General features: G+C 67.0%; 22 protein-coding genes and 1 tRNA gene. 16 read left to right on the top strand and 7 right to left on the bottom strand.

The window, feature by feature from the left end; genetic code table 11:
* The first annotated feature begins 83 nt into the window (after window positions 1–83).
* From J0J01_RS13840 to J0J01_RS13815, 6 genes are all read left to right on the top strand, one after another.
* Entirely contained in the window at window positions 84–854 is a 771-nt protein-coding gene (locus J0J01_RS13840; RefSeq protein ID WP_296381486.1) for a hypothetical protein, read from the top strand.
* A gap of 517 nt (window positions 855–1,371) precedes the next feature.
* Window positions 1,372–2,280 carry an adenylate/guanylate cyclase domain-containing protein gene (locus tag J0J01_RS13835; RefSeq protein ID WP_296381484.1) on the top strand — a complete coding sequence of 303 codons (909 nt, stop codon included), beginning with the start codon at window positions 1,372–1,374 and terminating at the stop codon, window positions 2,278–2,280.
* Between the two features lie 328 nt (window positions 2,281–2,608).
* The gene (locus tag J0J01_RS13830; RefSeq protein WP_296381482.1) at window positions 2,609–4,057 is read left to right on the top strand and encodes an efflux RND transporter periplasmic adaptor subunit; all 1,449 of its coding nucleotides are present in this window, start codon (window positions 2,609–2,611) and stop codon (window positions 4,055–4,057) included.
* Window positions 4,054–7,197: a CusA/CzcA family heavy metal efflux RND transporter gene (locus J0J01_RS13825; RefSeq protein WP_296381480.1), complete on the top strand. Its 3,144-nt coding sequence runs from the start codon at window positions 4,054–4,056 to the stop codon at window positions 7,195–7,197. The genes J0J01_RS13830 and J0J01_RS13825 overlap by 4 nt, the downstream gene beginning before the upstream one ends.
* Window positions 7,194–7,370 (top strand): hypothetical protein, encoded by a 177-nt coding sequence (locus tag J0J01_RS13820; RefSeq protein WP_296381479.1) that lies wholly within the window; start codon window positions 7,194–7,196, stop codon window positions 7,368–7,370. The genes J0J01_RS13825 and J0J01_RS13820 overlap by 4 nt, the downstream gene beginning before the upstream one ends.
* The gene (locus tag J0J01_RS13815) at window positions 7,367–8,800 is read left to right on the top strand and encodes a TolC family protein (protein WP_296381477.1); all 1,434 of its coding nucleotides are present in this window, start codon (window positions 7,367–7,369) and stop codon (window positions 8,798–8,800) included. The genes J0J01_RS13820 and J0J01_RS13815 overlap by 4 nt, the downstream gene beginning before the upstream one ends.
* 170 nt (window positions 8,801–8,970) lie before the next feature.
* Here J0J01_RS13815 and J0J01_RS13810 read toward each other — a convergent pair.
* A tRNA-Leu gene (locus J0J01_RS13810) sits at window positions 8,971–9,057 on the bottom strand.
* 347 nt (window positions 9,058–9,404) lie between these two features.
* On the opposite strand from J0J01_RS13810, the gene J0J01_RS13805 reads away from it, so the two are divergent.
* From J0J01_RS13805 to tldD, 5 genes are all read left to right on the top strand, one after another.
* Window positions 9,405–10,721: a sorbosone dehydrogenase family protein gene (locus tag J0J01_RS13805; RefSeq protein WP_296381475.1), complete on the top strand. Its 1,317-nt coding sequence runs from the start codon at window positions 9,405–9,407 to the stop codon at window positions 10,719–10,721.
* A 41-nt stretch (window positions 10,722–10,762) separates the two neighbouring features.
* Window positions 10,763–12,301 carry an AMP-binding protein gene (locus tag J0J01_RS13800; RefSeq protein ID WP_296381473.1) on the top strand — a complete coding sequence of 513 codons (1,539 nt, stop codon included), beginning with the start codon at window positions 10,763–10,765 and terminating at the stop codon, window positions 12,299–12,301.
* Window positions 12,301–13,536 carry an MFS transporter gene (locus J0J01_RS13795; protein ID WP_296381471.1) on the top strand — a complete coding sequence of 412 codons (1,236 nt, stop codon included), beginning with the start codon at window positions 12,301–12,303 and terminating at the stop codon, window positions 13,534–13,536. The genes J0J01_RS13800 and J0J01_RS13795 overlap by 1 nt, the downstream gene beginning before the upstream one ends.
* A gap of 122 nt (window positions 13,537–13,658) precedes the next feature.
* Entirely contained in the window at window positions 13,659–14,627 is a 969-nt protein-coding gene (locus J0J01_RS13790; protein WP_296381469.1) for a zinc-binding dehydrogenase, read from the top strand.
* Window positions 14,628–14,868: 241 nt separating this feature from the next.
* The gene (tldD, locus tag J0J01_RS13785) at window positions 14,869–16,329 is read left to right on the top strand and encodes a metalloprotease TldD (RefSeq protein WP_296381467.1); all 1,461 of its coding nucleotides are present in this window, start codon (window positions 14,869–14,871) and stop codon (window positions 16,327–16,329) included.
* A gap of 40 nt (window positions 16,330–16,369) precedes the next feature.
* Here tldD and J0J01_RS13780 read toward each other — a convergent pair whose 3' ends face one another.
* From J0J01_RS13780 to J0J01_RS13770, 3 genes are all read right to left on the bottom strand, one after another.
* Window positions 16,370–16,924 carry a hypothetical protein gene (locus J0J01_RS13780; RefSeq protein WP_296381465.1) on the bottom strand — a complete coding sequence of 185 codons (555 nt, stop codon included), beginning with the start codon at window positions 16,922–16,924 and terminating at the stop codon, window positions 16,370–16,372.
* A 168-nt stretch (window positions 16,925–17,092) separates the two neighbouring features.
* On the bottom strand, window positions 17,093–18,679 hold the full coding sequence (locus tag J0J01_RS13775; protein ID WP_296381463.1) for an ABC transporter substrate-binding protein: 1,587 nt from the start codon (window positions 18,677–18,679) through the stop codon (window positions 17,093–17,095).
* A gap of 95 nt (window positions 18,680–18,774) precedes the next feature.
* Window positions 18,775–19,761: a 2-dehydropantoate 2-reductase gene (locus J0J01_RS13770; protein ID WP_296381461.1), complete on the bottom strand. Its 987-nt coding sequence runs from the start codon at window positions 19,759–19,761 to the stop codon at window positions 18,775–18,777.
* Window positions 19,762–19,811: 50 nt separating this feature from the next.
* On the opposite strand from J0J01_RS13770, the gene J0J01_RS13765 reads away from it, so the two are divergent.
* Window positions 19,812–20,867, top strand: coding sequence for an amidohydrolase family protein (locus J0J01_RS13765; protein ID WP_296381459.1), 1,056 nt, complete (start codon window positions 19,812–19,814; stop codon window positions 20,865–20,867).
* A 74-nt stretch (window positions 20,868–20,941) separates the two neighbouring features.
* Here the strand turns inward: J0J01_RS13765 and J0J01_RS13760 are convergent, their stop codons facing one another.
* The 3 genes from J0J01_RS13760 to J0J01_RS13750 all read right to left on the bottom strand — a co-directional run bounded on the left by J0J01_RS13760 (window position 20,942) and on the right by J0J01_RS13750 (window position 23,882).
* Window positions 20,942–21,514, bottom strand: coding sequence for a hypothetical protein (locus tag J0J01_RS13760; protein ID WP_296381457.1), 573 nt, complete (start codon window positions 21,512–21,514; stop codon window positions 20,942–20,944).
* Window positions 21,515–21,586: 72 nt separating this feature from the next.
* Window positions 21,587–22,951, bottom strand: coding sequence for a glutamate--cysteine ligase (locus J0J01_RS13755; protein ID WP_296381456.1), 1,365 nt, complete (start codon window positions 22,949–22,951; stop codon window positions 21,587–21,589).
* Window positions 22,952–23,093: 142 nt separating this feature from the next.
* The gene (locus J0J01_RS13750; RefSeq protein ID WP_296381452.1) at window positions 23,094–23,882 is read right to left on the bottom strand and encodes a 16S rRNA (uracil(1498)-N(3))-methyltransferase; all 789 of its coding nucleotides are present in this window, start codon (window positions 23,880–23,882) and stop codon (window positions 23,094–23,096) included.
* An 18-nt stretch (window positions 23,883–23,900) separates the two neighbouring features.
* Between J0J01_RS13750 and ubiA the strand changes: the two genes are divergently transcribed.
* The 4 genes from ubiA to J0J01_RS13730 all read left to right on the top strand — a co-directional run bounded on the left by ubiA (window position 23,901) and on the right by J0J01_RS13730 (window position 26,942).
* Window positions 23,901–24,827 (top strand): 4-hydroxybenzoate octaprenyltransferase, encoded by a 927-nt coding sequence (gene ubiA, locus J0J01_RS13745; RefSeq protein WP_296381451.1) that lies wholly within the window; start codon window positions 23,901–23,903, stop codon window positions 24,825–24,827.
* Window positions 24,827–25,516 carry a 50S ribosomal protein L11 methyltransferase gene (locus J0J01_RS13740; protein ID WP_296381448.1) on the top strand — a complete coding sequence of 230 codons (690 nt, stop codon included), beginning with the start codon at window positions 24,827–24,829 and terminating at the stop codon, window positions 25,514–25,516. Before ubiA ends, J0J01_RS13740 begins: the two co-directional genes overlap by 1 nt.
* 36 nt (window positions 25,517–25,552) lie before the next feature.
* Window positions 25,553–26,305, top strand: coding sequence for a hypothetical protein (locus tag J0J01_RS13735; RefSeq protein ID WP_296381446.1), 753 nt, complete (start codon window positions 25,553–25,555; stop codon window positions 26,303–26,305).
* A 181-nt stretch (window positions 26,306–26,486) separates the two neighbouring features.
* Complete coding sequence (locus tag J0J01_RS13730; protein ID WP_296381444.1) at window positions 26,487–26,942, top strand: CreA family protein; 456 nt, start codon at window positions 26,487–26,489, stop codon at window positions 26,940–26,942.
* The last annotated feature ends 27 nt before the right edge of the window (window positions 26,943–26,969 follow it).

Genomic DNA, 26,969 nt, shown 5'->3' with positions numbered 1-26,969 from the left:
TCGTCAGTTGCTTGGCAGTCGCTGTGCATGCCCATGCTGAACCGCCCCGCTCGGCCGCGCCTGCGGGGCCGGACACCGAGCATATGTTCGGCTTCACCGAGGGCAGCGACATCGGACGCCGCGGCGATCTCGAAGGCGAAGTGGAAACGGTTGGCCGCTTCGGCCGGCAGGCAAGCACCTACAGTGCGGTCTCGACGACACCGACCGTGAAATACGGTGTGACCGACCAGTTCCGGATCGCCCCGGCGGTGACCGTCTCCAGCTACGCGATCTCCGGGCTCGACGGTAGCGCCGACCAAAATCGACTGAGCTTCGACGCCGTGTCGCTGGAGTTTCGCTATCACCCGCTCGACCGGGCCTCCGCGCCGGTCGGCCTGACGTTCGTCGCCACGCCGTTTGTCGGCTTCACCAACCCGGCCGATGGCGTCCCCGCTGACCGTTTTGGCGCCCTGTTCATAGCGGTGGCGGATCGCGCCCTGATCCCGGGACAGCTCTATGCCGCTCTCAATCTCAGTTACCAGCTCGAGCGCGATCGCGAGCAGGCAAGCGGACTCGCCATCGACGGCTCCATTCTCGGCTTCAACGCAGCGGCATCGCGGCGATTGTCATCCTGGCTCTATCTCGGCGGCGAGGCACGCTATCTCCGCGCCTTCAGCGGTCTCGCGCTCGATGCCCTGGCCGGGCAGGCGCTCTATGTCGGTCCGACCTTCTATGCGCCGGTGGTCAAAGGCGTCACGCTGTCAGGGGCCTGGGACGTGCAGGTCTGGGGACAGGCCGCGGACGTCGGCCGCGGTCTCGACCTCACCAACTTCGAGCGCCATCAGGTCAAGCTTCGGCTGAGCTTCGATCTCTGACCTTCGCTGTTCGCACCCAGTTTGCACCTGGCACTATTCCGCTCTGTCATGCCGCGCACTGACATACTCGTTCACCGTCGTGGATGAAACGCCCGCCCGCTTGCGTTTCAGCGCTGGTGCCCCCGGTCGGACTCGAACCAACACTTCCGTGAGGAAACCGTCGAGGCCGAGCAGGCACACCAGGTCTCGGGTGCCGCCGGCAACGACTCGGATGTCGGTTCGTTGGACGCGATGCGAACCTGTAGCGGAGGCGATCCATGTGCGAAGGAATGGCCGCTGATTGCCGTGGCGGGCCTGGTGACGGCCCGTCGGAGCCTCTACGCACCGTGGATACCCTGGTTGTTGACCAGCCTCGAGGTGGTATGGCTGGTCCACTGCCTCGTGATGCTCGCCGAGGCGACAGGGCAGCCCCTGCATCTCGCCCTCGACACGCCGGCCGCGTCGGTGATCTTCGTGACCCTTGCCGCCGGCGCTGTGCGACACCGGCCGCTGCTGATTCTATACGGGTGGGCTGTTCGTGGCTCTCTGGGTCGCGCTTCTCCTGGTGGCGCCCGCCATCGGCGTCGGCGTCAATGCCTGGACTTCCGCCACGTTGACGGCCGCGCTTGGGCGTCTGGCGATCGTCGGTCTGGTGACCTTCGCGCTCTCCATCGCCGTCATGCGGGCGCGTCGGACGTTGACGCGGTCACTGACCGAAGCCCATTTGCGTGCAAATCTCTCTCGATATTTCAGTCCGCAACTGGTGGACGAAATCGCGAATGCCGGCGATGCTCCGTCGTTCCGGCCTCAGAGTGCCGCGATCCTGTTCGCGGACCTGCGCGGCTTCACCGGCCTCGCCGAGAACGTGGCGGCCGACAAGGTCGCGTATTTCCCGAACGACTATCGCCGCCGCATCTCTGAACCGATCACCAAGCATCACGGCACGATCGACAAATTCATCGGCGATGGCGTGATGGCGATCTTCGGCGTGCCGCAGCCGCGCGCCAACGATGCGCGCAACGCCGTGCTCGGCGGCCTGGCGGTGGTTTCCGCCATCGAGCAGTGGAGCGCCGAGCGGGTCGCCAATGGGCTTCCGCCGCTGCGCGTCGGTGTCGGAGTCCACTACGGCGACGTGATTGCCGGGCCTTTGAGGGACGCGCAGCGGCTCGAATACACGGCCATTGGCGATACCGTGAATATCGCCGCACGTATCGAACGTCTCACTGCCGATCTCGGCGAATCGTTGCTGATCTCGGCCGATGTCCTCGCATCGGCACCTGATTTGGAGACGAACTTGGCATGGGTCCCGCTATCCGCACATTTTCTGCGGGGACGCAGCCAGCCAATTGAGATCTACCGGCCGGATTGGAAGACCATCGAGTCCTCTGGCCAGATGCAGGTCGCCTGGCCGTCAGGTGCAAAAAGGCGAGATGGCGCAAGCAGTTAGACCTGCAGTCTCCTTGTTGCGCTTCGACCGTCGGTTACATCAACGTGATTGGCAGCAGTCGCCAACCGGCGCAATATGGGCCGGATGAAGGGTGTCCGCCGTCTGGCCGCATTCCTGGGGTGCCTCGCCGCGATTTCGGCGATGCTCCCGGTGGCGGCGTTTGCCTGGACGAAAGCCGCCGATGCCATGCCCCAGCGTATGGCGATGTCGCAGCCTTGCCCTCACTGCCACGATTGCGACCCCTGTCAGACCGCGGATAACGGCTGCTCGCAGGTCTGCGTGAGCCCGCTGTCGACGCTCGGATCCGTTGCCCTGCCGGTGGTCGATCGTGGCGACAGCGCTGTGCCCGGTCGCCTGGTCGTGCTGCACGGCCTGTCACGGCCGCCAGACCCTTTCCCACCGCGATCCTGATTTCCTGATCGTTGTCGAGGTGGAGCGCCGTGTCTTCGGACACTGCGCTGTGCGCGCCTATGCGCGCTGTCGAAAGGGAAGTCGCATGTCGAACGAATCGCAATCAAGGCGAAGCCACGTCCTGCCATTGACGCTGCTCGCGCTGGCATTGGGGGCCGCGGGCGGCGCGGGAGCCGCCCTGTGGATGTTGAAGGGCAGCGGGCCAGGCGCTCCGATGCCCTCCGCCGAGGCCATGGCCCCGCCCCCCGCCGGCCCCTCCACCGGTCCGTGCAGCGGCAAGCCGGCCAAGTTCTATCGCAATCCGATGGGTGCCCCCGATACCTCGCCGGTCCCGAAGAAGGATTCGATGAACATGGACTATATCCCCGTGTGCGAGGACGAGGGAGCACCGCAGGACAGCAACGTGATCAAGGTGAGCCTCGACCGAGTGCAGCGGCTGGGCGTGCGCACCGAAACGGTCGAGGAGCGAGCCCTCGTCCGCACCGTTCGCACCTTCGCTTCTGTGCAGTACGACGAGCGCCGTCAAACCCTGATCGCGCCCAAGTTCGGCGGCTGGATTGAGAAGCTGTTCGTCAACGCCACCGGCGACCTTGTAAAGGCAGGTCAACCGCTGTTCGAGGTCTACAGCCCCGAACTGAACGTCCTGCAACAGGAATTCGCCCTGTCGCACGGTATGGGCGGGGCCGGCGCCGCCGATGGGCGTCTGCGCAACCTCGACTACCCGCAAGCCGAACTGGACAAGCTGCGCCGCGGCGAGAAGCCGTCGCGCATCATCACCTTCCCTTCGCCCGCGTCGGGCACGGTGGTCGAAAAGATGGCCGTCGAAGGTATGCGCTACCAGCCGGGCGAGACACTGTTCCGCATCATCGACACGCGCACCATGTGGGTGCTGGCCGAGGTCTACGAGCAGGATCTGGGTTACGTGAAGGTGGGCGATATGGCGAAGATCACGGTCAATACCTGGCCAGATCGGCCGTTCATGGGCAAGGTGATCTTCATCTATCCCAATGTCGGCAAGGAAAGCCGCACCGCCAGGTTGCGCATCGAGGTCGCCAATCCTGACGGCCTGCTGCGCGCCGACATGGCAGCCACCGTCGAGATCGAAGCGCCTCTGGGACGCGTGCTTGCCGTGCCTGAGTCCGCCCTCATCGACAGCGGCCGCCGTCAGATCGTCCTGCTCGAACGCGGCGAGGGCCGCTACCAGCCCGTGGCGGTAAAGCTCGGCGCGCGCGTGCCGGGTTACGTGCAGGTGCTCGACGGGCTGGCGCCCGGTGAACGCGTGGTCACCTCCGCCACCTTCCTGATAGACGCCGAAAGCAACCTGCGCGCAGCGCTCGGGACGTTCTCAGCGGGAGAAAACAAATGATCGTGAGCGTCATCCGCTGGTCGGCACGCAACCTGCTGTTGATCCTGATCTGTACCGTGGCCGTGGTCGCCGGCGGCTTTTATGCCGTCGGCCGCGTCTCCCTCGACGCCATCCCCGACCTCTCCGACACGCAGGTGATCGTCTACACCGAGATGCCGGGTCAGGCGCCGCAGGTAGTCGAAGACCAGGTCACCTATCCATTGACGACGGCAATGCTTGCCGTGCCGCACAGCCGGGCTGTGCGCGGCTTCTCGTTTTTCGGCGTGTCGTTCGTTTACATCATCTTCGAGGACGGCACCGACATCTACTGGGCGCGCAGCCGGGTGCTCGAATACCTCAATTCAGGCACGCTGAAGCTGCCGCCGGACGTGAAGCCGTCACTGGGTCCCGACGCTACAGGTGTCGGCTGGGTTTACCAGTACGTTGTGGTCGGCGCCAACCGAACGCTGGCCGAGCTGCGTTCGCTGCAGGACTGGTACGTGCGCTTCGCGCTGGCGAAGGCTGGCGGCGTCGCCGAAGTGGCGAGCGTCGGCGGCTTTGTGCGGCAATACAACGTCATCGTCGATCCTGCGAAGCTGCGCGCCTTCGGCGTGCCGCTCGGCCGTGTCATCGACTCGATCCGCGCCTCCAATCGCGAGGTCGGTGGCCGGGTCGTCGAGATGGCCGAGGCTGAGTTCATGGTGCGCGGCCGTGGCTATGTCAAAAGTGCTGCAGACCTCGAGCAGATCGTGCTGCGGACCGAAGGTCCGGCGCCCGTGCTCTTACGCGACGTTGCCAGGATCGAGCTGGGACCGGACGAACGGCGCGGCGTCACAGAACGTGACGGTGAAGGCGAGGTCGTGGGCGGTATCGCCTTGCAGCGCTTCGGCCAGAATGCGCTCGATGTAATCGACAACGCCAAGGCAAAGCTCAAGGAGGTCGCGGCCGGCCTGCCCGAAGGCGTGCGCATCGAGACGGTCTATGACCGGTCCGAGTTGATCCATCGTGCCATCGAGACGCTGAAATCGACCCTGATCGAGGAGAGCCTGGTCGTCGCCGCGGTCTGCGTCATCTTCCTGCTGCACGTGCGCTCGGCCCTGGTCGCCATCATCACCCTTCCCGTTGGCGTGCTGATGGCCTTCATAGCGATGCATGCGCTGGGGCTCGGCTCCAACATCATGAGTCTCGGCGGCATCGCCATCGCCATTGGCGCCATGGTCGACGCCGCCATCGTCATGATCGAGAACGCGCACAAGCATATCGAGAGACTGAAGCCGGGCGAAAGCCGCGCCGAGGCCATCATCGATGCCGCGATCGAGGTCGGGCCAGCGCTGTTCTTCAGCCTGCTGATCATCACCGTCTCGTTCCTGCCTATATTCGCGCTCGAAGACCAGGAGGGCCGGCTGTTCAAGCCGTTGGCCTGGACCAAGAGCCTGGCGATGGCGGCTTCCGCGCTATTGTCGGTGACGCTGGTGCCGGCGTTGATGATGCTGTTCGTGCGCGGCCGCATCCTGCCGGAGCACAAGAATCCGGTGAACCGCGTGCTGATCTGGCTCTATCGCCCGCTCATCAACATGGTTTTGCGAGCGCGGCTGCTCACTATTTGGTTAGCTCTGCTGATACTGGGCGCCAGCATCTGGCCGGCGCTGAAGCTCGGCAGCGAGTTCATGCCCAATCTCGACGAGGGCACGCTGTTCTACATGCCCACCACCTTGCCTGGCCTGTCGGTGACCAAGTCGGCCGAGCTACTGCAAACCCAGGACAAAATCATCAAATCGTTCCCGGAAGTGGAGTCGGTATTCGGCAAGGCCGGCCGCGCAGCGACGGCAACCGACCCCGCGCCACTCGAGATGTTCGAGACGGTGATCAACCTGAAGCCAAAGAGCCAGTGGCGCACGGACATGAACATCGACAAGTTGATCGTCGAGATGGACCGTGCTCTGCAGTTCCCCGGAGTCAGCAACGCCTGGACCATGCCGATCAAGGCGCGCATCGACATGCTCTCGACGGGCATCCGCACACCGGTTGGCGTCAAGCTGCTCGGTCGGGACTATACCGAGCTGGAGCAGGTCGCTCGCCAGGTCGAGGCGGCGATCCGGGACGTCCGGGGCGCGACCTCGGTCTATGCGGAGCGCGTGAACGGTGGCTACTTCCTGGACATCGTTCCCGACCGCGCGAAGCTCGCGCAATACGGCGTGCTGGTCGAGGATCTGCAGCAGGCCGTGGCCAGCGCTCTGGGCGGTGAAGCGGTGAGCAACACCGTCGAGGGGCGCGAGCGCTACAGCATAAACGTCCGCTACCCACGCGACTACCGCTCCGATCCGCGCGCGATCGCTCAGGACATCCTGGTGCCCAACATGCGTGGCACGCTGCTGCCGTTGGGACAGGTGGCCGATGTGCACCTGACACAAGGGCCGACCACCATCCGCACCGAGGACGCGCGGCTCGCGGTCTACGTCTTCGTCGACTTCCGTGACCGTGACCTTGGCGGCTTCGTTGCCGATGCCCAGCACGCGGTGCAGGAGAAGGTCAAGTTTCCACCCGGCACGTATGCCGTGTGGAGCGGCCAGTTCGAGTATCTCCAACGCGCCGAGGCCAAGCTCAAGATCGTGGTGCCGGCGACGCTGCTGCTCATCTTCGTGCTGCTCTATGTGAGCTTCGGGCGGATCAGCGAGACGCTGATCGTCATGCTGTCGCTGCCCTTCTCGCTGGTCGGCGGCTTGTGGCTCGTCTGGTGGATGGGCTTCAACCTGAGCGTCGCGGTCGCCGTGGGCTTCATCGCGCTGGCCGGCGTCGCCGCCGAGACCGGCGTCGTGATGCTGATCTACCTCGACCATGCGTTGAAGGAACGACAGCGCCATTGCGAGACGGAAGGACGCGCGCTCGAGCCGGCGGACCTGCGGGCCGCCATCATTGCCGGCGCCGTCGAGCGGGTGCGGCCCAAGATGATGACCGTGACCGCGATCATGGCCGGCCTGCTGCCGATCCTGTGGAGCACCGGCACGGGCTCGGAGGTGATGCAGCGTATCGCCGTGCCGATGATCGGCGGCATGGTGAGCTCGACCGTGCTCACCCTGCTGGTGATCCCGGCGATCTATGGCCTGGTGAAGGGCTGGCGGCTTGAGTCTGCATCGGTCCCTGCCCGGGAGGCCCGCGCATGAAACCCCTGGTCTTGATCATGCTGTTCACCCTGCTCGCGGCCTGCTCCGACGCGCCGCCGCACGTGATCTCGCCCTCGGCTGGCCCCGACGACCCGGCAAGTCCCGCGGCGAACATACCCTATAGGCCCGTAATGGCTGGCACCACCTACCACGGCATCGGGAGCAAGCCATGAGACGCTCGATCATCCCGGCGCTTGTCGCGGCGACGCTGGCGGCCGGTTGTGCACAATTCTCACCCGACGGCGGCATGGGCGACGTAGCCGATGGCGTGGCGCGCGAAGCCGGTCCTGGCGCCGGCAAGAGCGTGGTTAAGATCACGAGCGCCGAGCAGGCGCAGCGCGTCAAGGAGCAGGTCGCGGCCCTGTTGGCTGGGCCGCTGTCGACCGATGCGGCCGTGCAGGTGGCGCTGCTCAACAATCGCGACCTGCAGGCGGCCTACAACGACCTCGGCGTCTCGGAGGCCGACTACGTGCAGGCAAGCCTGCCGCCCAATCCTGGCATATCGCTGATGGGCGTCACCGGTACCGGCGTCGCCAACTTCGAGGTCAGGCTGATCGAGGACATCTTGAGCCTGATTACCCTACAGCGCCGCACGGCGATTGCCGCCGAGCATTTCGCCCACGCCCGACACCAAGCGATCTCCACGACCCTGCGTCTCGCAGCCGATACGAGGCGTGCCTATATCCGTGCCGTGGCTGCCCAGCAGCAGGTCGGCTTCCTCGACCGAGCGCGGGCCACGGTGGACGCCGCGGTGCGGTTGAATGCACGGCTGGGCGAAGCGGGCGGCGGCGACCAACTCGACCAGGCTGAGCTCGCCGCCTTCTACGCCGAGTTGAGCGCCAAGCTCGGCCAGGCGCGGCTCACGGCGCGGCGCGAACATGAAACCCTGATCCGCCTGATGGGCCTGTGGGGAGGCGACACCGGCTTTACGCTGCCGCCGGAGCTGCCTGCCCTGCCCGGCGAGCCCGAGTCGCTGGCAACCGTCGAGGTCGAGGCGATCAACCGCCGGGTCGACCTGATCATTGCCCGCCACGACGTCACTGCCTTGGCCAAGTCACTGTCGTTGACGCAGGCCACGCGCTACGTCTCGATGCTCCAGCTCGCTGGAATCTTCAACAGCGAATCGGCCAATCCCCTGACCAACTCGAACACTGCGATCAACCGCGGCGGCGGCGGTCTCGACCTGCAGCTGCCGATCTTCGACACCGGCGAGGCGCGCGAGCGCAAGGCGCGCGAGACCTACATGGGCGCACTCAATCGCCTGGCCGCCAAGGCCGTCAACGCCCGGTCTGAGGCGCGCATCGCCTACGAGGCCTATCGCGGCACCTACGACATCGCGAAGTTCTATCGCGACCGCGTGCTGCCGCTGCGCAGCGTCGTTTCGAGGGAGATCCAGCTGCGCTACAGCAACGGCGTGCTGGCCGGCGAAGGCCTGCGCGTCGACTTGTTCAAATACCTGACCGACGCCCGCGCGCGCATCGGCGCCGAAGCGGCGGCAGTCGATGCCAGGCGGGATTTCTATCTCGCCGCCGCCGACCTGCAGGCGGCGTTGTCGATCGGCGTCGGATCGGCGGGCTCGACGTCGTCGCCTGCCATGCAATGAGAGGCAACGCTCATCGAATATACCCGCGGGAGGGTCGTGTCTTATCGCAGCCGGAAGCACCTTCGTGCTGCACCCAATTTGCACCAAGCACGTTTCTGCCCTGTCACGAAGTGGCTCGACATACTCGTCCAGCCTTCGAGATAAACGCTGGCCCGCTAGCATTTTGGCGCTGGTGCCCCCGGTCGGACTCGAACCAACACTTCCGTGAGGAAACCTGATTTTGAGTCAGGCGCGTCTACCAATTCCGCCACGGGGGCACTGAAGGTGCGCCGGGAATAAAGCCGAAGCCCCGCGCGCGGTCAACGACGGCAGCTGGCGGCTGGCGCTTTTCGTGCTGCCGACGGCCGCCGGCGCCGAGGTCGTGCCGGGCCTGCCGTAGCAGCGCGGCTTCTACGTCAACGCCCGGGCGACCTGCCAGACGGCGCGACGCTCATCCTCGTGACCAGGGACGGAATGAACGTCTCGCGGCGGGATATCCAGGCTCCGCAAGGTCGACAAGATCGGCCCGACGACCTTCCGCTTGAAGAACCCGGCCGGTGGTAACTTGCTGCTGCGGGGCGGCGCCCATCCGCTATAGTCTCCGCACTACAGCGGAGGCACGGTCTTGAGCTTCTCGTCCCTGTTCGCGCGCCTGGTCGCCGTGGTCGGCGGCACGGCGCTGCAGTACCGCCGCCTGACCGAAGGCGCGCCGACGCCCGCCTGGGGCGGCGCGCCGATGATTCCCGAGGCCCGGCCGCAGGGTGCGATCCCGACGCTGAAGATGCCGACGGCGCGCGGCTGGGATCCCGGGCACCTGCCGGTCGCGGCACCGGGGCTCAAGGTCAACGTGTTCGCCGACAAGCTCGACCATCCGCGCTGGATCGAGGTGCTGCCCAACGGCGACGTGCTGGTCGCCGAGGCGACGAGCGCCGATCGCCCGCCGCGCTCGGTCTACGACTACGCCATGGTCGCGACGTTGCGGCGCGCCAACGCGATGGGAAAGAGCGCCAACCGCATCACGCTGTTGCGCGACAGCGACGGCGACGGCGTCGCCGAGACGCGCGAGGTCTTCCTCGCCGGGCAGAACCAGCCGTTCGGCATGGCGCTGGTCGGCGAGACCTTCTATGTCGGCAACACCGACGGCGTGGTCGCCTTCCCGTTCAAGCTGGGCGAGACGCGCATCACCGGCCAGAATCGCGACAAGGGTCGCCCGCTGGTCAGCTTCAAGCCGGCCGGCCACTGGACGCGCAGCCTGCTGCTCAGCCCCGACAACAAAAAGCTCTATGCCGGCGTCGGCTCGCTCACCAACATCGCCGAGCAGGGCATGGATGTGGAGGAAGGGCGCGCCGCGATCTACGAGCTCGACCTCGAGCGCGGCACGCACCGCATCTTCGCCTCGGGGCTGCGCAATGCCGTCGGCATGGCGTGGGAGCCGAGCACCGGCGTGCTGTGGACTGTCGTCAACGAGCGCGACGGGCTGGGCGACGAGACGCCGCCCGACTATCTCACCTCGGTGCAGGACGGCGGCTTCTACGGCTGGCCCTATTGCTACTGGGGCCAGACGGTCGACGACCGGGTGCCGCAGGACGCCGCGATGGTCGCCAAGGCGATCACGCCCGACTATGCGCTGGGCGGCCACACCGCCTCGCTCGGCCTGTGCTGGGTGCCGGCGGGCACCCTGCCCGGCTTTCCCGAAGGCATGGCGATCGGCCAGCACGGCTCGTGGAACCGCAGCACGCTCTCGGGCTACGCGCTGGTGTTCATCCCGTTCAGCAACGGCAAGCCGTCGGGCCCGCCGCGCGACATCCTCGCGGGCTTCCTCGCACCGGATGAGAAGGAGTCCTACGGCCGCCCGGTCGGCGTGACGCTCGGCCACGACCGCAAGTCGCTGCTGATGGCCGACGACGTGGGCAACGTGATCTTCCGCGTGGCGGGAGCGTAGCGCTTGCGGGTACACGCCGGCTTCGCTCATATGCCGCCGACATGCATCCGTACATCCACGCCCAGACCCATCCCGAGAAGCCCGCCTACGTCATGGCGGCCACCGGCGAGACGGTGACCTACCGGCAGCTCGACGATCAATCCAACCGCATCGCGCAGCTTTTCCGCTCGCTCGGTCTCAAGGCCCGCGACCACGTCGCGCTCTACCTCGAGAACAACCCGCGCTTCTTCGAGATCTGCTGGGGCGCGCAGCGCGCCGGGCTGGTCTACACCGCGATCAGCTCGCGGCTGACCGCGCCCGAGATCGAGTACATCGTCAAGGACTGCGGCGCGAGGCTGTTCGTCACCTCGACCTACCTCGCCGACAAGGCGGCCGAGCTCGCCACCCTGCTGCCGGACGTCGATCGCTTCATGATTGGCGGGACGGTCGCCGGCTATCGCTCGTGGGAGGAGGCCGTTGCCGCGCAGCCCGCGACACGCATCGCCGACGAGACCGCAGGCCACGACATGCTCTATTCGTCCGGCACGACGGGCCGGCCGAAGGGCGTGCTGCCGGTCGTTCCGGCGCAGCCGATCGACGCCGACAATCCGCTGCAGCAGATCACCCGCGCGCTCTACGGCATGGGCGAGGACACGATCTACCTGTCGCCGGCGCCGCTCTATCACGCGGCTCCCCTGCGCTTCAACATGTCGGTCATGAAGCTCGGCGGCACCTCGGTGATCATGGAGAACTTCGACGCCGAGGAGTTCCTGCGGCTGGCGCCGAAATTCAAGATCACGCACACGCAGCTCGTGCCCACCATGTTCGTGCGCTTCCTCAAGCTGCCCGACGAGGTGCGGCTGAAGCACGACGTGTCGTCGCTGCGCTGCGCCATCCATGCCGCCGCACCCTGCCCGATCCCGGTCAAGGAGAAGATGATCGAATGGTGGGGCCCGATCATCTGGGAGTATTACGGCGGCACCGAAGGCAACGGCCTCACCCTGTGCAACTCGGCCGAATGGCTGGCGCACAAGGGCACCGTCGGCCGCGCCGTCGTCGGGCAGCTCAGGATCTGCGACGATGCCGGCCACGAGGTGCCGCCCGGCGAGCCAGGCACGGTGTACTTCGCCGGCGGGCGCGTGTTCGAGTACCACAACGATCCTAGGAAGACCGCCGAATCGCGCAACCAGCACGGCTGGACGACGCTTGGCGACGTGGGCTACGTCGACGCCGACGGCTTCCTGCATCTGACCGACCGCAAGGCGTTCATGATCATCTCCGGCGGCGTGAACATCTATCCGCAGGAAGCCGAGAACCTCCTGATCAACCATCCCAAAGTCATGGACTGCGCGGTGTTCGGCGTGCCCAACGAGGAGTTCGGCGAGGAAGTGAAGGCCGTCGTGCAGCCACGCGACATGTCCGACGCCGGCCCGCAGCTCGCCGAGGAGCTGCTGGCCTATTGCCGCCAGAACCTCTCGACCCTGAAGTGCCCGCGCACCATCGACTTCGAGGCCGAGCTGCCGCGCCATCCGACCGGCAAGCTCTACAAGCGCCTGCTGCGCGACCGCTACTGGCAGGGCCGCACGAGCAAGATCATGTGATGGCGGCCGACACGGACCGGGAGCATCAACCCGCCGTCAGCCGGCTGATGCTCTTCTTCGCCATCGTCTATGTCGTCGAAGGCATCGGCCAGGCCCGGGTCGGCATCATCCTTCAGCCGTTGACCAGCTTCCTGAAGCTCGAGGGCTGGACGCCGCTGCAGGTCACCGCCTATTTCGGCGCGCTGAACTTACCCTGGGTGATCAAGCCGGTGTTCGGGCTGGTCTCCGACTTCGTGCCGCTGTTCGGCTACCGCCGCACCAGCTACCTGATCCTGGCGAGCACCTGCGCCGCCGTCGGCTACGCCGGCATCGCGCTGCTGGAGCGGCCGTCGGAGTTCGCGCTGTTCCTGCTGCTCACCTCCTACGCCATGGCGACCGCCAGCACGCTGTGCGGCGCGTTGCTGGCCGAGAACGCGCGCACCTTCCAGCAGAGCAGCCTGTTCGTCGGTCAGCAATGGCTGTGGTTCTACGTCGCGATCATGCTGAGCGCCTTCGTGGGCGGCGAGCTGGTCGAGCATCTGTCGGCGTCGGCGGCGCTGACGGCGGCCGCAGCCGTCGCCGCCGTGGCACCGATCGCCGTCATCCTGGCCACGCCGCTGCTGCTGGAGGAAGCCCGGAGCAAGGTCGACCGGGAGACGTTCCGGGTCACGCTGACCGGCATCGTCGCGGCACTGCGCTCGCGCCCGTTGTGGCTGGTGGCGGCGTTCCTGTTCCTCTACGCCTTCGCGCCCGGCTTCGGCACGCCGCTCTACTACTACATGACCGATCGGCTGCAGTTCTCGCAGACCTACATCGGCACGCTGGGGTCGATCGCCGCCGCCGGCTGGATCGCGGGCGCCCTGCTGCATCGCTGGCTGCTGCGGCGGATGAGTGCCGGGCCCCTGCTCTGTCTCAGCATCGTGCTGGGCACGGCCTCGGCGGCTTCCTTCCTGCTGCTGACCGACGAAACGAGCGCGGCGATCGTCAACTTCGCCAACGGCCTCGCCCAGATGATCGCCACCATCGCGTCGCTCACCCTGGCGGCGCAGCACTGCCCCCGCCGCGCCGAGGGCTTCGCCTTCGCCGGACTGATGTCGGTGTCCAACCTGGCCGACATCTGCTCGATCAATGTCGGGGCGTTCCTGTACGAACACGTCTTCGACAGCCGGTTGGCCCCGCTGATCGTCGTCTCCGCGGCAACGACGGCGGTCGCCGCCGTGCTGGTTCCCTGGCTGGCGAGACGGAGGCTGCCATGATCGACGGTGCCGTCGCGGCGGACATGGATGTCGGCCTACATGGTCATGCCAACGGTCCCGACGCCGTCCTTGAGGGCGACGCAGCTCATGGTATGGGTGGTCGCCTGACTAGGGAGACCACCATGAAAGCCGCCGTCGTCACCGAGAACGGCGTCCAGTACACGGACGCGCCCAAGCCCTCGCCCAAGGCCAACGAGATCCTGATCAAGGTGAAGGCGGCGTCGCTCAACCGCGCCGACCTCGCGGTCGCGTCGGGCAACCGCCACGGCACGGTCGGGGGGCCGGGTACCATCGTCGGCCTGGAATGCGCCGGCGAGGTCGAAGCCGTCGGCGCCGACGTCAAGGACTTCAAGCCGGGCGACCGCGTGATGAGCTCGGCCGCCGGCGGCTTCGCCGAGTACGCCGTGGCCGACTCCGGCCGTGCCCACAAGATCCCGGCCAACAACATGAGCTACGAGCAGGCCGCCGGCATGGCCGTCGCCATCCAGACCATGCACAACGCGCTGGTCGGTGCCGGCCGCCTCAAGAAGGGCGAATCGGTGCTGATCCAGGGCGCGAGCTCCGGCGTCGGCCTGCTCGGCATGCAGATCGCCAAGCACATGGGCGCGTCGATCGTCATGGGCACCTCGACCAACGAAGGCCGCCGCAGCAAGCTGAAGGAGTTCGGCTGCGACCTGGCGCTCGACACCAACGATCCCAAGTGGCCGGAGAAGGTCAAGGAAGCGACCGGCGGCAAGGGCGTCGACCTGATCGTCGACCAGGTCTCGTCCGTGATGAACCAGAACATGGCGGCGGCGGCGATCCTCGGCCGCATCGTCAATGTCGGTCGCCTCGGCGGCATGAAAGGCGAGTTCGACTACGACCTGCATGCGCTGAAGCGCATCGACTATATCGGCGTCACCTTCCGCACCCGCAGCCCCGAGGAGGTGCGCGCCATCGTCAAGGCGGCCCGCGCCGACCTGTGGCCGGCGATCGAAGCGGGCAAGCTCCACCTGCCGATCGACAAGACCTTCCCGCTCGCCCAGGCCGCCGAAGCGCTGGCCCACATGAAGGCCAACGCGCATTTCGGCAAGATCGTCCTGGTGGTGTGATCCTCACGCGAGCTGGCCGATGCGCTCGCCCTGAAGGGGTCCGCGATGCTCGACAGCCCGGTCAGCGGCACGCCGAGCGCACCGCCTCCTCGCTCGCCAGCGCGGCCACCACGACGTCGGTAGTGCGCACCAGCACGGCCGATATTGCCCAGACCGAGGATTCCGACGGTTCTCATGGCCCGACAATGGCACGGCGATACGCTTGCGCACACGGCGACCAGCGCCCATTTTGGATGGACGCATGAAAGGTAATCGCATGGCAAAGGGCATCAACCATCTCGCGACCGCCGACGGCCTGTTCTTCGGCAAAGGCGCACTCGACCTGCGCAAGACCGGCAAGACGGTCGACGAGGCGCTCAAGGGCTGCGACGATGGCGAGCTGTTCCTCGAGTATGTGCAGAGCGAGAGCCTGGCGTTCGATGACGGCAAGCTGAAGAGCGCCGCCTACGACACCACCCAGGGCTTCGGCCTGCGCGCGGTGTCGGGCGAGGTCACCGGCTTTTCCCATGCCTCGGCGCTTGACGAGAAGGCGCTGAAGCGCGCCGCCGACACCGTGAAAACGGTGCGCGCCGGCAAGGATGGCACGTCCGACGAATCGCCGCACGGCACCAACCGGCTGCTCTACGCCGACGACAACCCGATCGACGGCGAGGCCTTCGAGAAGAAGGTCAAGCTGCTGCAGGAGATCGACGCCTACGTCCGCGGCAAGGAGCCGAAGGCGCGCCAGGTCACGATCTCGCTCGCCGGCTCCTGGCAGGTGGTCGAGATCATCCGCGCCGGCGGCTGGCGCGCCGCCGACGTGCGGCCGCTGGTGCGGCTCAATGTCAGCGTCGTCTGTGCCGACGGCTCGCGCATGGAGGCCGGCAACAGCGGCAGCGGCCGCCGCGCCGCCTACGGCGACATCTTCCATACCGACTACTGGAAGAAGGAAGCCGATGAGGCGATCCGCCAGGCGCTGGTGAATCTCGAATCGGTTGCCGCGCCTGCCGGCGAAATGCCGGTGGTGCTGGGCTCGGGCTGGTCGGGCGTGCTGTGGCACGAGGCGGTCGGCCATGGCCTCGAGGGCGACTTCCATCGCAAGAAGACCTCGATGTTCACCCACCTGATGGGCGACATGATCGCTTCGCCGGGCGTCACCGTGGTCGACGACGGCACGATCTCCGACCGTCGCGGCTCGCTCACCATCGACGACGAGGGCACGCCGACCCAGCGCAACGTGCTGATCGAGAACGGCCGCCTGGTCGGGCTGATGCAGGACCGCATGAACGCCCGCCTGATGGGCGTGAAGCCGACCGGCAACGGCCGGCGCCAGAGCCACGCCTATGCGCCGATGCCGCGCATGACCAACACCTTCATGCTGGGCGGCGACAAAGACCCGCAGGAGATCATCGCCTCGGTCAAGAAGGGCCTCTACTGCGCCAACTTCGGCGGCGGCCAGGTCGACATCGTGTCGGGCAAGTTCGTGTTCACGGTCACCGAGGGCTACCTGATCGAGGACGGCAAGATCACCAAGCCGGTCAAGGGCGCGACGCTGATTGGCGCCGGCTCGGAGGCGCTGACCAAGGTCGGGCTGGTCGGCAACGACATGTCGCTCGATCCCGGCATCGGGACCTGCGGCAAGGACGGCCAGGGCGTGCCGGTCGGCGTCGGCCAACCGACGCTGCGGATCGATGCGCTGACGGTCGGCGGCACGGCAACCTGAGCGGCGTAATCCTCCCCATATGAATGAGGAGGAATTCCCCCTACTCCCTGAGCCGCGCCTCGCGGATGAAGGAGTCGATGTCGGCCTCGGTGATCTGCTGCCCCGGCGGCACGCAGCGCGTGGCGTAGAGCACCCACTTGGTGCCCTGGGCATTGCCCGGCCCGACCTTGCGGATGCCGACGCAGGCTTCCCTCGCCGTGCTCTGGAAGGAGACGAAATCGGCGTCCTTGTACTGGCGGATGGCCGACATCTGGACGCTGCCCTTGGCCTGCGGGCTGCGCAGGCGGAGCGCGTCGGCCAGTTCCTGCTTGGAAACCACGCCGGTGTTGGGGTTCACCGCCTCGGCGACGTAATAGTAGTACTTCACGTCCTGGACGGTGCCGGCGGCGTTCCAGAAACGGAAATGGCCCGGCCCCGTGGAAAAGGCGTCGCGCGTCAGCTCGGCGGTGGTGCGGCAGCTCAGCCCCGCGGTCGGCCAGATGCGCGACTTGGCACAATCGACCTCGGCCCAGTCGATGCCCCCGACCTGTGCCAGAGCGGCTATCGGCGTCAGCGCCGATGCCATCGCCCCAAGCACACGCGGCAATCGCAACATTCCCGGCATCCTCGCGCAATAGAGGTAGCCGACAGGAAAGCGCAGCACGACGCTTGGGGCAAGTCGGTGACCGGCCGAGTGTGTATCGTCAGGTTCGCGGTTGTTTCGAGCGCAAAAAGAACGCGGTCACCGATCGTTCATTCGGAGGCCCGCGGTCCCCGAAGACAGCTACCTCTCTAGCCAAATGTCCTCGAACCGCCAGTTGTTGTAGATGCTGTTGACGTGCAGCGTCACGTTCTTGACCTGCGGCCACCAGCAGCCGGCGGCGCGGCCGTAGGCGATGATCGGCTTGGCCATCTCCTCCTGCAGCTTGCGGTCGATGTCCCAGACCATCTTCAGCCGCTTCTCCGGATCAAGCTCGCGCGACTGCGCCTCGAACAGCTTGGTCATCTCCGGGTTGCAGTAGCCGTTGTAGTTGCGCAGCGAGCCGCAGCCGTAGGTCTCGAACAGCGCGACGTCGGGATCGTCGACCGCGATGCCGCTGAGATTGAGCGCCACCGCATAGTCCTTCTTGAACACGCGGCTGTAGTAGACTCCGGTCTCGATCACCTCGAGCTCGCCGTCGACATAGACGTGCTTCAGCTGGTCGATCAGGATCACCGCCGGATCGCGGAAGGTCGCGATGTTGCGTGTACTGACCTTGACCTTGAGTCGCTTGTCGGGCCCGTAGCCCGCCTCCTTCATGAGGGTGCGCGCTTCCTCGCGAGCCTTGTTGACGTCGCCGTAGCCCGGCACGCCTTTCAGCATCTCGTCCGGCATGCCCCAGACGCCGTCGGGCGGCGGCAGCATGATGCCGCTCGGCTTGCCTTCGCCCTCGGCCAGGATGTCGATGAAGGCCTTGCGGTCGAGCGTCAGCCCCAGAGCGCGGCGGATCTTGGGATTGTCGAACGGCGGCGCCTGGGCGTTGACGATCAGGTTCGAGCTGACGCCGGTCTCGCGCATGGTGCAGATCGCCTTCGGCGCATCCGCCTTGATGTTCTTGAGCAGCGGCACCGTGACATCGGTCGGGAAGGTCATGTCGAACTTGCCGGCGATGAAGCTCAGCATGCGGGTCGAGCGGTCGGGGATGATGGTGAACTCGATGCCGTCGAGGTACGGCAGGCCCTTCTTCCAGTAGTCGGGATTGCGCACCAGCTTGATGCTCTCGTTCATCTTGAACTCGGCCAGCTTGAACGGCCCGGTGCCGATCGGCCGGCGCCGCATCTGGTCGACCGGCACGTGGCAGGCATAGATCGGCGTGTAACCCGAGGCGAGCAGGCCGAGCAGCGCGGGCTGCGGCGCCTTCAGGCGGAAGGTCACCTGGGTGTCGCTGTTGGCCGTCACGCTCTCGACGTTGCTCCACCAGGCGCCATGCGGATTGCGGCGCAGCTTGCTCTCGCCGCTCAGCAGCAGGTCGAAGGTGCAGGCGACGTCCTTGGCGCTGAACGGCTTGCCGTCGTGCCACCGCACGCCCTCGCGCGTGGTGAAGACCAGGGTCTTGCCGCCGTCCTTCCATTCCCACTTCGTCGCCAGGTCGGGCACGATCGACTGCAGGCTGTTCTTCGGCACGTGCTGGTCGAAGATGACGAGGTTGTTGTAGACGGACATGAAGGCCGCGGGGACCGACACCGTCGCCTCCTCGTGGATCGAGGCGCTCGGCGGATTGTCCATGTGCTGGATCTTCAGCACGCCGCCGTGCTTCTGGGCCAATGCGGGAAACGCGAATGCCAGAGCCGTCGCAGCGACGGCGAACGCAACACGACCTCTTCGGGCCATTGTTTCCTCCCAGACTCCGTTCGACCTCAAGCACCTCTGTGGTTACGCACGCACGCTTAAGCGACGCGAATTGCACATCAACTGTGATGAAGAACTCAGGGCGTGTACAGCCCCTTGGCTGCGGCCAGCGAAACGCCGAACGCTTCGATGGCGTCGAGCGTCGGGGTCGGCACGCCGGCCGAGCGGGCGAAGGCGACCGGCGCGCGGATGATCGACTCGATCTCCATCGGCCGGCCGAGGTCGTAGTCCTGCAGGATCGACGGACGGTGATCGAAGTAGACGCGCTTGGGCCCGTAGCGGACGTCCGGGCTGTCGTCGAGCACGATGCCGTGCGCGGCGGCGACGGCCAGCGCCTCGGCATGCGCGCGGCGGCAGAGCTGGTTGACGATCGGCGTCTTCTGCACCAGCGAGGGCTGGCCCAGGATCAGGCAGACCGCCGAGCCGGTGAGGTTGGCCATCAGCTTGTGCCAGATGTCGTAGCGGATGTCCGTGGTGTCGGGCGAGCCGATGCCGGCGCCCTTGAGCGCCGCGCGCAGCGCGCCGACCCGCTGGCTCTGCCGGTCGTCGATCTCGGCGACCCACAGCGTGTTGCGGTCCGGAATCTCGTTCACGATCACGCCCGGCTCGACGACATGGTTGGGCGAGGTGATGGCACCGCCCAGCGTGCGCCCGGGACCGACGGCCTTGAGCAGCGCGCCGCCCGGATCGAGCCGCGACAGGTCGGGCGCCGGCGGCCGCGACTTGGGGAGGCCGTAGCCGTACCACCAGGGAATGCCGTTCTGCGCGAACACCACCGGCGTGTCGGGGCCGAGCAGCGGGCCGACGCTTTCCGCCAGCGCCGGCAGACCGGTCGCTTTCAGGGTCGAGATCACCGCGTCCTGCTGGCCCAGCTCCGACGGATCGTCGCTCGCATGGACCTTGACGGTGATCTTCCTGTCGCCGGCGATCAGGGTCAGGCCCTTGGCGCGGATCGCCTCGAGATGGGCGCCGCGCACCACCACCGAGACCTCGTTGCCCGAGGCGGCCAAGCGCGCCGCGAAATTGCCGCCGATAGCCCCGGCCCCATAGACGCAAATCCGCATGAAACAGTCCCCTCTTGCGCTATCGTAGGCCAAAGCCCGGGAGGAAAGACATGGCAACACGCGAATATCGCGGCCTCGCCTACCGCAACAATGCCGATCTCGCGGCCTGGCTCGCCAAGCGGCCCGCCGAGAAGGCACTGGAACCAGACCTGCCGATCATCGATCCGCACCATCACCTCTGGCACACCGAGGCGCGCGGACTCTACTTCCTGCCCGAGCTGCTGAAGGATTTGGGCGGCGGCCACAACGTCGTCTCGACGGTGTTCCTCGAATGCCAGGCGATGTTCCGCGCCGCCGGCCCCGAGGCGATGAAGCCGGTCGGCGAGATCGAGTTCGTGGTCGGCCAGGCGGCGCAGATGGCCTCCGGCCAGTACGGCAGGACGCGCGTCTGCGAGGGCATCATCGGCTGGGTCGACCTGCTGCTGGGCGCCAAGGTGCGCGAGGTGCTGGAGGCCGAGATCGCCGCCAGCGGCGGCCGCTTCCGCGGCGTGCGCTACGGCACCTCGTGGGACGAGGGCCTCGCCGGCAGGTTCGTGTCGCGGCCGATGACCCAGCATCGCCTGCTTGATCCCAAGCTGCGCGAGGGCTTCGCGGTACTGGGCAAGCTCGGGCTCACCTTCGATTCCTGGCACTTCCATCCGCAGTTGCCGGACCTGATCGACCTCGCCCGCGCCTTCCCCGACCAGACCATTATCTGCGACCATGTCGGCGGCGCGCTCGGCGTTGGCCAGTATGCCGGCAAACAGGCCGAGGTGACGGCCGCCTGGAAGAAGAGCATCGCCGAACTCGCCAGGTGCCCCAACGTCAACATGAAGCTCGGCGGCCTCGGCATGACCTCGTTCGGCTTCGGCTTCGAGTTCGAGGACGCGCCGCCATCGTCGGAGACGCTGGCCGAGACTTGGCGGCCCTACATCGAGACCTGCATCGAGGCGTTCGGCGCCAACCGCTGCATGTTCGAGAGCAACTTCCCGCCCGACAAGCAGAGCTGCGGCTACACCGAGCTGTGGAACGCCTTCAAGCACCTGACGAAGAACGCTTCGGCCGACGAGAAGCGCGCGCTCTACAGCGGCACCGCGGCGCGGGTCTACAAGCTGCAGCAGCTTTAGTTGTCATCCCGAGCGTAGCGAGGGATCCACCCTGGCTCGCATAGATCCCTCGGCTTCGCCTCGGGATGACAAAGTCACTTCTTCTCCGGCTCGACCGGCGTCGTCTTGGTCTCGCGGGTCTCCGCGAGCTTCAGCGACTCGAGGAAGCGGTTGGCGGCGGTCTTGCTCGCCGCGTCGTTGTTCTCGACCGTGACCAGCAGGCGGAACAGCCGGTCCTTGGCGATGTAGGTGCGCATCATCACGCCGGAGCCGCCCTCGCCCTCGATGTCGAGGGCGTAGCCGTCCCAGCCCTGCAGGGTGATCGGCTCGTCGCGCAGATACTTGTACTTGGGCTTGGCGAAGGCCTTCTCGGAGTCGCCGCGGCCGAGCTCCCGGGCCATGTCCTTGCCGTCGCGGCTGGAGAACCAGCCGGGATCGTAGTCGACATAGTCGAAGTTGAAGATCTGCTGCCCGGGCTTGGATTCCCAGGCGACGCGCGGCGAGGCGTGGCCCTTCTCCTTCTCGTCGGCGGTGGTCTTGTTCACCGGCGCCGGCATCTCCAGCCGGAAGCGCAGGTCGGGCGCCACCACGGTCTGCCATTCGCCGCTCTGCGCGCGCGCGACGGCAGGCAGGGCGGCCAGGGACGCCAGAACGAAACGACGCTTCATGCCGGCGGAGACTAAAGCGATTTCCGGGAAGATGGAACCGTGAGCGGTTCCATCTTCCCGGAAATGCGCAACTCAGTAGGCGTAGTCGCGGAACAGCGGCGCGAACGAGCGGCCCCATTCGCCTTTCCACTTGGCGAGCAGCTCGTCGGCCGGAGCGAGGCCGCTGGCGACGGCGCGATCGAGCGGCGCCAGGTAGATCGTCTCGTCGTTGCCGTGGGCATCGAGCTGCCGGCGCGCGCGCAGGCCAGTATGGGCGATTTCGACCACCTCGCGTGCGAGATCCGACAACGGCCGGCCCTGAAAGCGCGTGGCGAGGCCGTTGCGCGGCGTGTGGCTGCGCAGATAGTCGTGGTCCTCGACCGTCCAGTCCTTGACCACGTCCCACGCCGCGTCGAGCGCGCTCTGGTCGTACAGCAGCCCGACCCAGAAGGCCGGCAGCGCGTTCAGCGCCGGGATCGGCCCGGAATCGGCGCCGCGCATCTCGAGGTAGCGCTTCAACCGCACTTCGGGGAACGCCGTGGTGATGTGGTCGGCCCAGTCGTTGATGGTCGGCAGCTCGCCCGGCCGCGCCGGCAGCTTGCCCTTCATGAAGTCCTTGAAGCTCTGCCCGGAGGCGTCGATGTACTGGCCGTCGCGATAGACGAAGTACATCGGCACATCGAGCATGTAGTCGGCGTAGCGCTCGAAGCCGAAGCCGTCCTCGAACACGAACGGCAGCATGCCGCAGCGGTCGGGATCGGTGTCGGTCCAGATGTGGCTGCGGTAGCTCTTGAAGCCCGCATCCTTGCCCTCGACGAACGGCGAGTTGGCGAACAACGCGGTGGCCAGCGGCTGCAGCGCCAGCGACACCCGGAACTTCTTGACCATGTCGGCTTCGGACTCGAAGTCGAGGTTGGTCTGCACCGTACAGGTGCGCAGCATCATGTCGAGGCCGAGCTTGCCCTTCTTGGGCATGTACTCGCGCATGATCTTGTAGCGGCCCTTGGGCATCCAGTGGATATCCTCGCGCTTCCACTCCGGCGCGAAGCCCAGCCCGATGTAGCCGGCGCCTATTTCGCCCGCGACCGCTTTCACTTCGCGGATGTGCTGGGCGTTCTCCTCGGCGGTCTCGTGCAGGGTCTCGAGCGGCGCGCCCGAGAGCTCGAACTGCCCGCCGGGCTCGAGCGTGACGCTCGCCTTGCCGCGCTGGAGCGCGATGATGGTGTTGCCCTCGGTCACCGCCTCCCAGCCGAAGCGGCGCAGGCCTTCCAGCATGGCGCGCACGCCGCGCTCGCCGTCATAGGGCAAGGGCTTCAGCGTCGCCGTGTCGAAGCCGAACTTCTCGTGCTCGGTGCCCATGCGCCAGTCGGCACGGGGCTTGTTGCCGGCAGCAAAGTAGTCGATCAGCTGCCGCCGATTTTCGATCGGCGCGCCGCCACCCGACGGAGGTGCGGACATGCGTGACTTCTCCCGATTCACCTCGCGCCGTTCGAAGCGGCGGAGGCGGCGCCGTCGCATGAGCTTTCCTCACGCGAGCCAGCGGCTGGTTCATGGTGTTCGGAATCCCCTCTCCCATACCGGGAGGGGCGCGCGCAAGACTCTAAACGGCACCCCTGGATGAGCGATAATCGCTGGACAAACGCGGTGTCGGCTGCCGCCAGTCTCCGACCGACGCCTGCCAGCAGGCGAGGGCTGCAAGGGCCGCCGTATCGGCGCGCAGGATGCGCGGGCCGAGCCCGACTGCCGTCACATCCTTCATGCGACGCAGCGCCGTGAGCTCGTCCGCCGCGAAGCCGCCCTCCGGCCCGATCACGATGCCCCAGGGCGCCGCCCGTGCCGCCTTGTCGAGCTCGCCCAGCGCCTCGGCGATCGGCCGCCCGCCGCCGGTCTCGTCGGCCATCAGCAGCCGTCGTCCGGCCGGCCAGTCGGCCAGCAGGCGCGCGAATTCGACCGGCGCGCGGACCTCGGGCACCGACAGCCGCTCGGTCTGCTCCGCCGCCTCGACGGCGTTGGCGCGCAGCCGCTCGACATTGACCCGCTCGACGATTGTGTGGCGCGTGATCACCGGCTGAAGCGCCGCGACACCGAGCTCGGTCGCCTTCTCGGCGATCCAGTCGATGCGCGCCCGCTTGACCGGCGCGAAGCACAGCCAGAGGTCGGGCTCGGCCGCCTGCGGCCGCGTCTGCGCCGCCACCTGCGCGGCGGCACCCTTCTTGCCGCGCAGAGACAGCGTGGCCTGCCACTCGCCGTGCCGGCCGTTGAACAGCAGCAGCGGCGCGCCCGCGTCGCGGCGCATGACGTGGCGCAGGTAATGGGCCTGCGCCTCGGTCAGCTCCGTATCGGCGCCTGCGGACAAGTCGGCTTCCGTGAATAGACGCGTCGCGCTCATGTGGGCCATGATGCCGCCATGAGCGCAGGCCCGACAACCCGGGGCTTCACCGATATCGACCGCCAGCACTGGACGCTGCGCCATCTGCCGGCATGGATGCGTCCCTACGGCCGGCTGGCGCGCTGGGACCGGCCGATCGGCACCTGGCTGCTGCTGCTGCCCTGCTGGTGGTCGACGGCGCTGGGCAGCGGCGTGCATTGGGGCAATATGCTCGGCTGGATGGGGCTGTTCGTCATCGGCGCGCTGGCCGCGCGCGGCGCCGGCTGCACCTGGAACGACATCGTCGACCGCGAGATCGACGCCAAGGTCGAGCGCACCCGCGACCGGCCGCTGCCCGCCGGCGAGGTCAAGCTCAAGGGCGCGCTGATCTGGATGATGCTGCAGTCGATGGTCTGCGTCGCCATCCTGTTCAAGCTCAACAAGACGGCGGGCGGCATCGCGCTGCTGTCGGTCGCCCTGGTGGCGATCTATCCGACCATGAAGCGCTTCACCTCGTGGCCGCAGGTCGTGCTGGGGCTGGCCTTCACCTGGGGCGCGCTGGTCGGCTACGCGGCGGTGACCGGCACACTCTCCTGGGCGACGGTGGCGCTGTACTGGGGCGGCGTCGCCTGGACGCTGGTCTACGACACGATCTACGCCATGCAGGACCAGCGCGACGATTCGATCATCGACGTGCACTCGACCGCACGGCGCTTCGCCGACCGGCCGCGGCGCTGGCTGGCGCTGTTCGCGCTGCTGGCGCTGGCGGCCTGGGCGATCGCGGGCCACCTCGCCGGGCTGAAGCCGATCTACTATGCCGGCCTCCTGGCGATCGCGCTGCACTTCGCGTGGCAGATCGTCTTCCTCAAGCCGGACGACCAGGCCGATTGCCGCGACAAGTTCCGCTCCAACAAGTACGTCGGCCTGATCCTGACGGCGGCGATCGTCGCGGCGAACCTCACCTGATGGCGCGGCTGCCGGCCGACCCCGAAGGCTTCATCCGCGCCAACACCGCCCTCGAGCGGCCGGCCATGGTGCCGGAGTTCCAGCTCTGGCTGGCAAGCGAATACGTGCCGATCTGGCAGGCCACCGAGGACTGGCTGGAGCAGCACAACGTCGATCCGCCTTACTGGGCCTTCTGCTGGCCCGGCGGCCAGGCGATCGCGCGCTACCTGCTCGACAACCCCGACACGGTGCGGGCCAAGCGGGTGATCGATTTCGCCGCCGGCTCGGGCGTGTCGTCGATGGCGGCGGCGCGCGCCGGCGCCGCCTCGGTCGTCGCCAACGACATCGATCTGCTGTCGCTGGTCGCCGCACGGCTCAACGCCGAGGCCAACGGCCTCGCCGTCGCCATCAGCGCCGACGACTGGCTCGCGGCGCCGGAGGCGGCGCCGATTGCGGACGTCGTGATCGCGGGCGACGTCTGCTACGAGCGCGAGATGTCGGTCCGGGCCCTGGCCTGGCTGCGCCGCCACGCCAACGCCGGCCGCCTCGTCCTGCTGGGCGACCCCGGGCGCAACTACTTTTCGGCACAGGGCTTGCAGGAACTGGCCCGCTACGACATCCCGACCTCGCTGCAGCTCGAGAACCGCGGCATGCGCGAGACGGTCGTCTGGCGCGTGCTGCCTCACGCCGAGGGCGTTAGAATACCTTAACTGTTCTTTCACAAGCGCTTCGAGGTAAAGCGGGACATGCCCCCCAAGACAGAAGAACCCTCGCTCAAGCCTGCCGACTTCGCCTCCCTCTACGAGGGCTTCAAGGCGCCGGTCTCGCGCTTCGACTGCGGCCGCAAGTGCGCGCCGCTGAACGGCGGCGAGCCGGTCTGCTGCTCGACCCAGAACGCCGTGCCGGTGGTCTTCAAGGCCGAGTTCGAGCTGCTGAAGGGCCGCACCGACCTGTGGAAGAAGTTCAAGCCCTACGACTACGCGACCAAGCAGATCGTCGCGGAGCTGACCCACGACTGCATGGCGATCGAGTGCAAGGGCGGGCGCTTCTGCGAGCGCGACAACCGCACCATCGCCTGCCGCGGCTTCCCCTTCTATCCGTACCTGACGCGGCAGAAGGAGTTCGTCGGGATGGGCACCTACTGGGTGTTCGAGGACCGCTGCTGGATGATGTCCAACATCGAGATCGTCGACCGCGCGTTCGTCGAGCAGTTCGTGGCGACCTACGAGGCGCTGTTCGCCAAGGACCCCACCGAGTTCAAGACCTACGTCGACTTCTCGGCCTCGGCCCGCCGCGTCTACTCGCGCTGGAAACGCGAGATCCCGCTGCTCGGCCGCACCGGCGAGCTGCTGATCGTCGAGCCGTCGAGCGGCGAGATCCGCAAGGGCAAGAAGAAGGACTACCCCAAGATCGCGCCGTTCGATTCGGAGAAGAACTACCGCGCCGCGATCAAGGAGGCCGAAGGCGAGGTGCCGAAGGAAGGCCTGCGCGCGGCGTAGCGCAGAGCCGCTCTTGTGGGCAATGGAACGCGATTCGAGCCCTGATTTTGGCTCCTCGATTCCCGTTCCATTGCCCAAAAAGCCCGTTCGCAGAGGCGCTTGCCCACAGACTTCGGTGGACAAAGCCGTACTCTGGCGTTCAGCGCGACGACAACCCATCTACGGTCGAAGGAGTTTGCCGATGCGCCGTTCGTGGCTCGCGCTGCTGCTGATCTTCCTCGCTGTGCCGGTGATGGCCGAGGAGATCGGCTCCGTCGGCTATCGCTTCAAGTGGCTGGGACCCAACGACAAGATCGTGGTCCAGGCGTTCGACGACCCCGAGGTGCCGGGCGTCACCTGCTACATGAGCCACGCCCGCACCGGCGGCCTCAAGGGCGCGATCGGGCTCGCCGAGGATCCCGGCGAGGCCTCGATCGCCTGCCGCCAGGTCGGCCCGATCGACGTCGCCATGCTCGACAAGCTCAGGAGCCCGCACGAGGTGTTCAGCGAGCGCGCCTCGCTGATCTTCAAGAGCACCCAGGTGACCCGCTTCTGGGACGCCAAGCGCAAGGCACTGGTCTACCTCGTCTACACCGACCGCATCATCGAAGGCAGCCCGCGCAACTCGATCAGCGTCGTGCCGGTCGGCGCGCGGTAGACTCAGGGGACCGCGGACCTCCAGGTC

It is taken from the genome of Reyranella sp., assembly GCF_017305915.1.
Classification (GTDB): domain Bacteria; phylum Pseudomonadota; class Alphaproteobacteria; order Reyranellales; family Reyranellaceae; genus Reyranella.
Note: the sequence above shows the minus strand (reverse complement) of the source record. Positions and strands in the feature narration are given on the sequence as shown.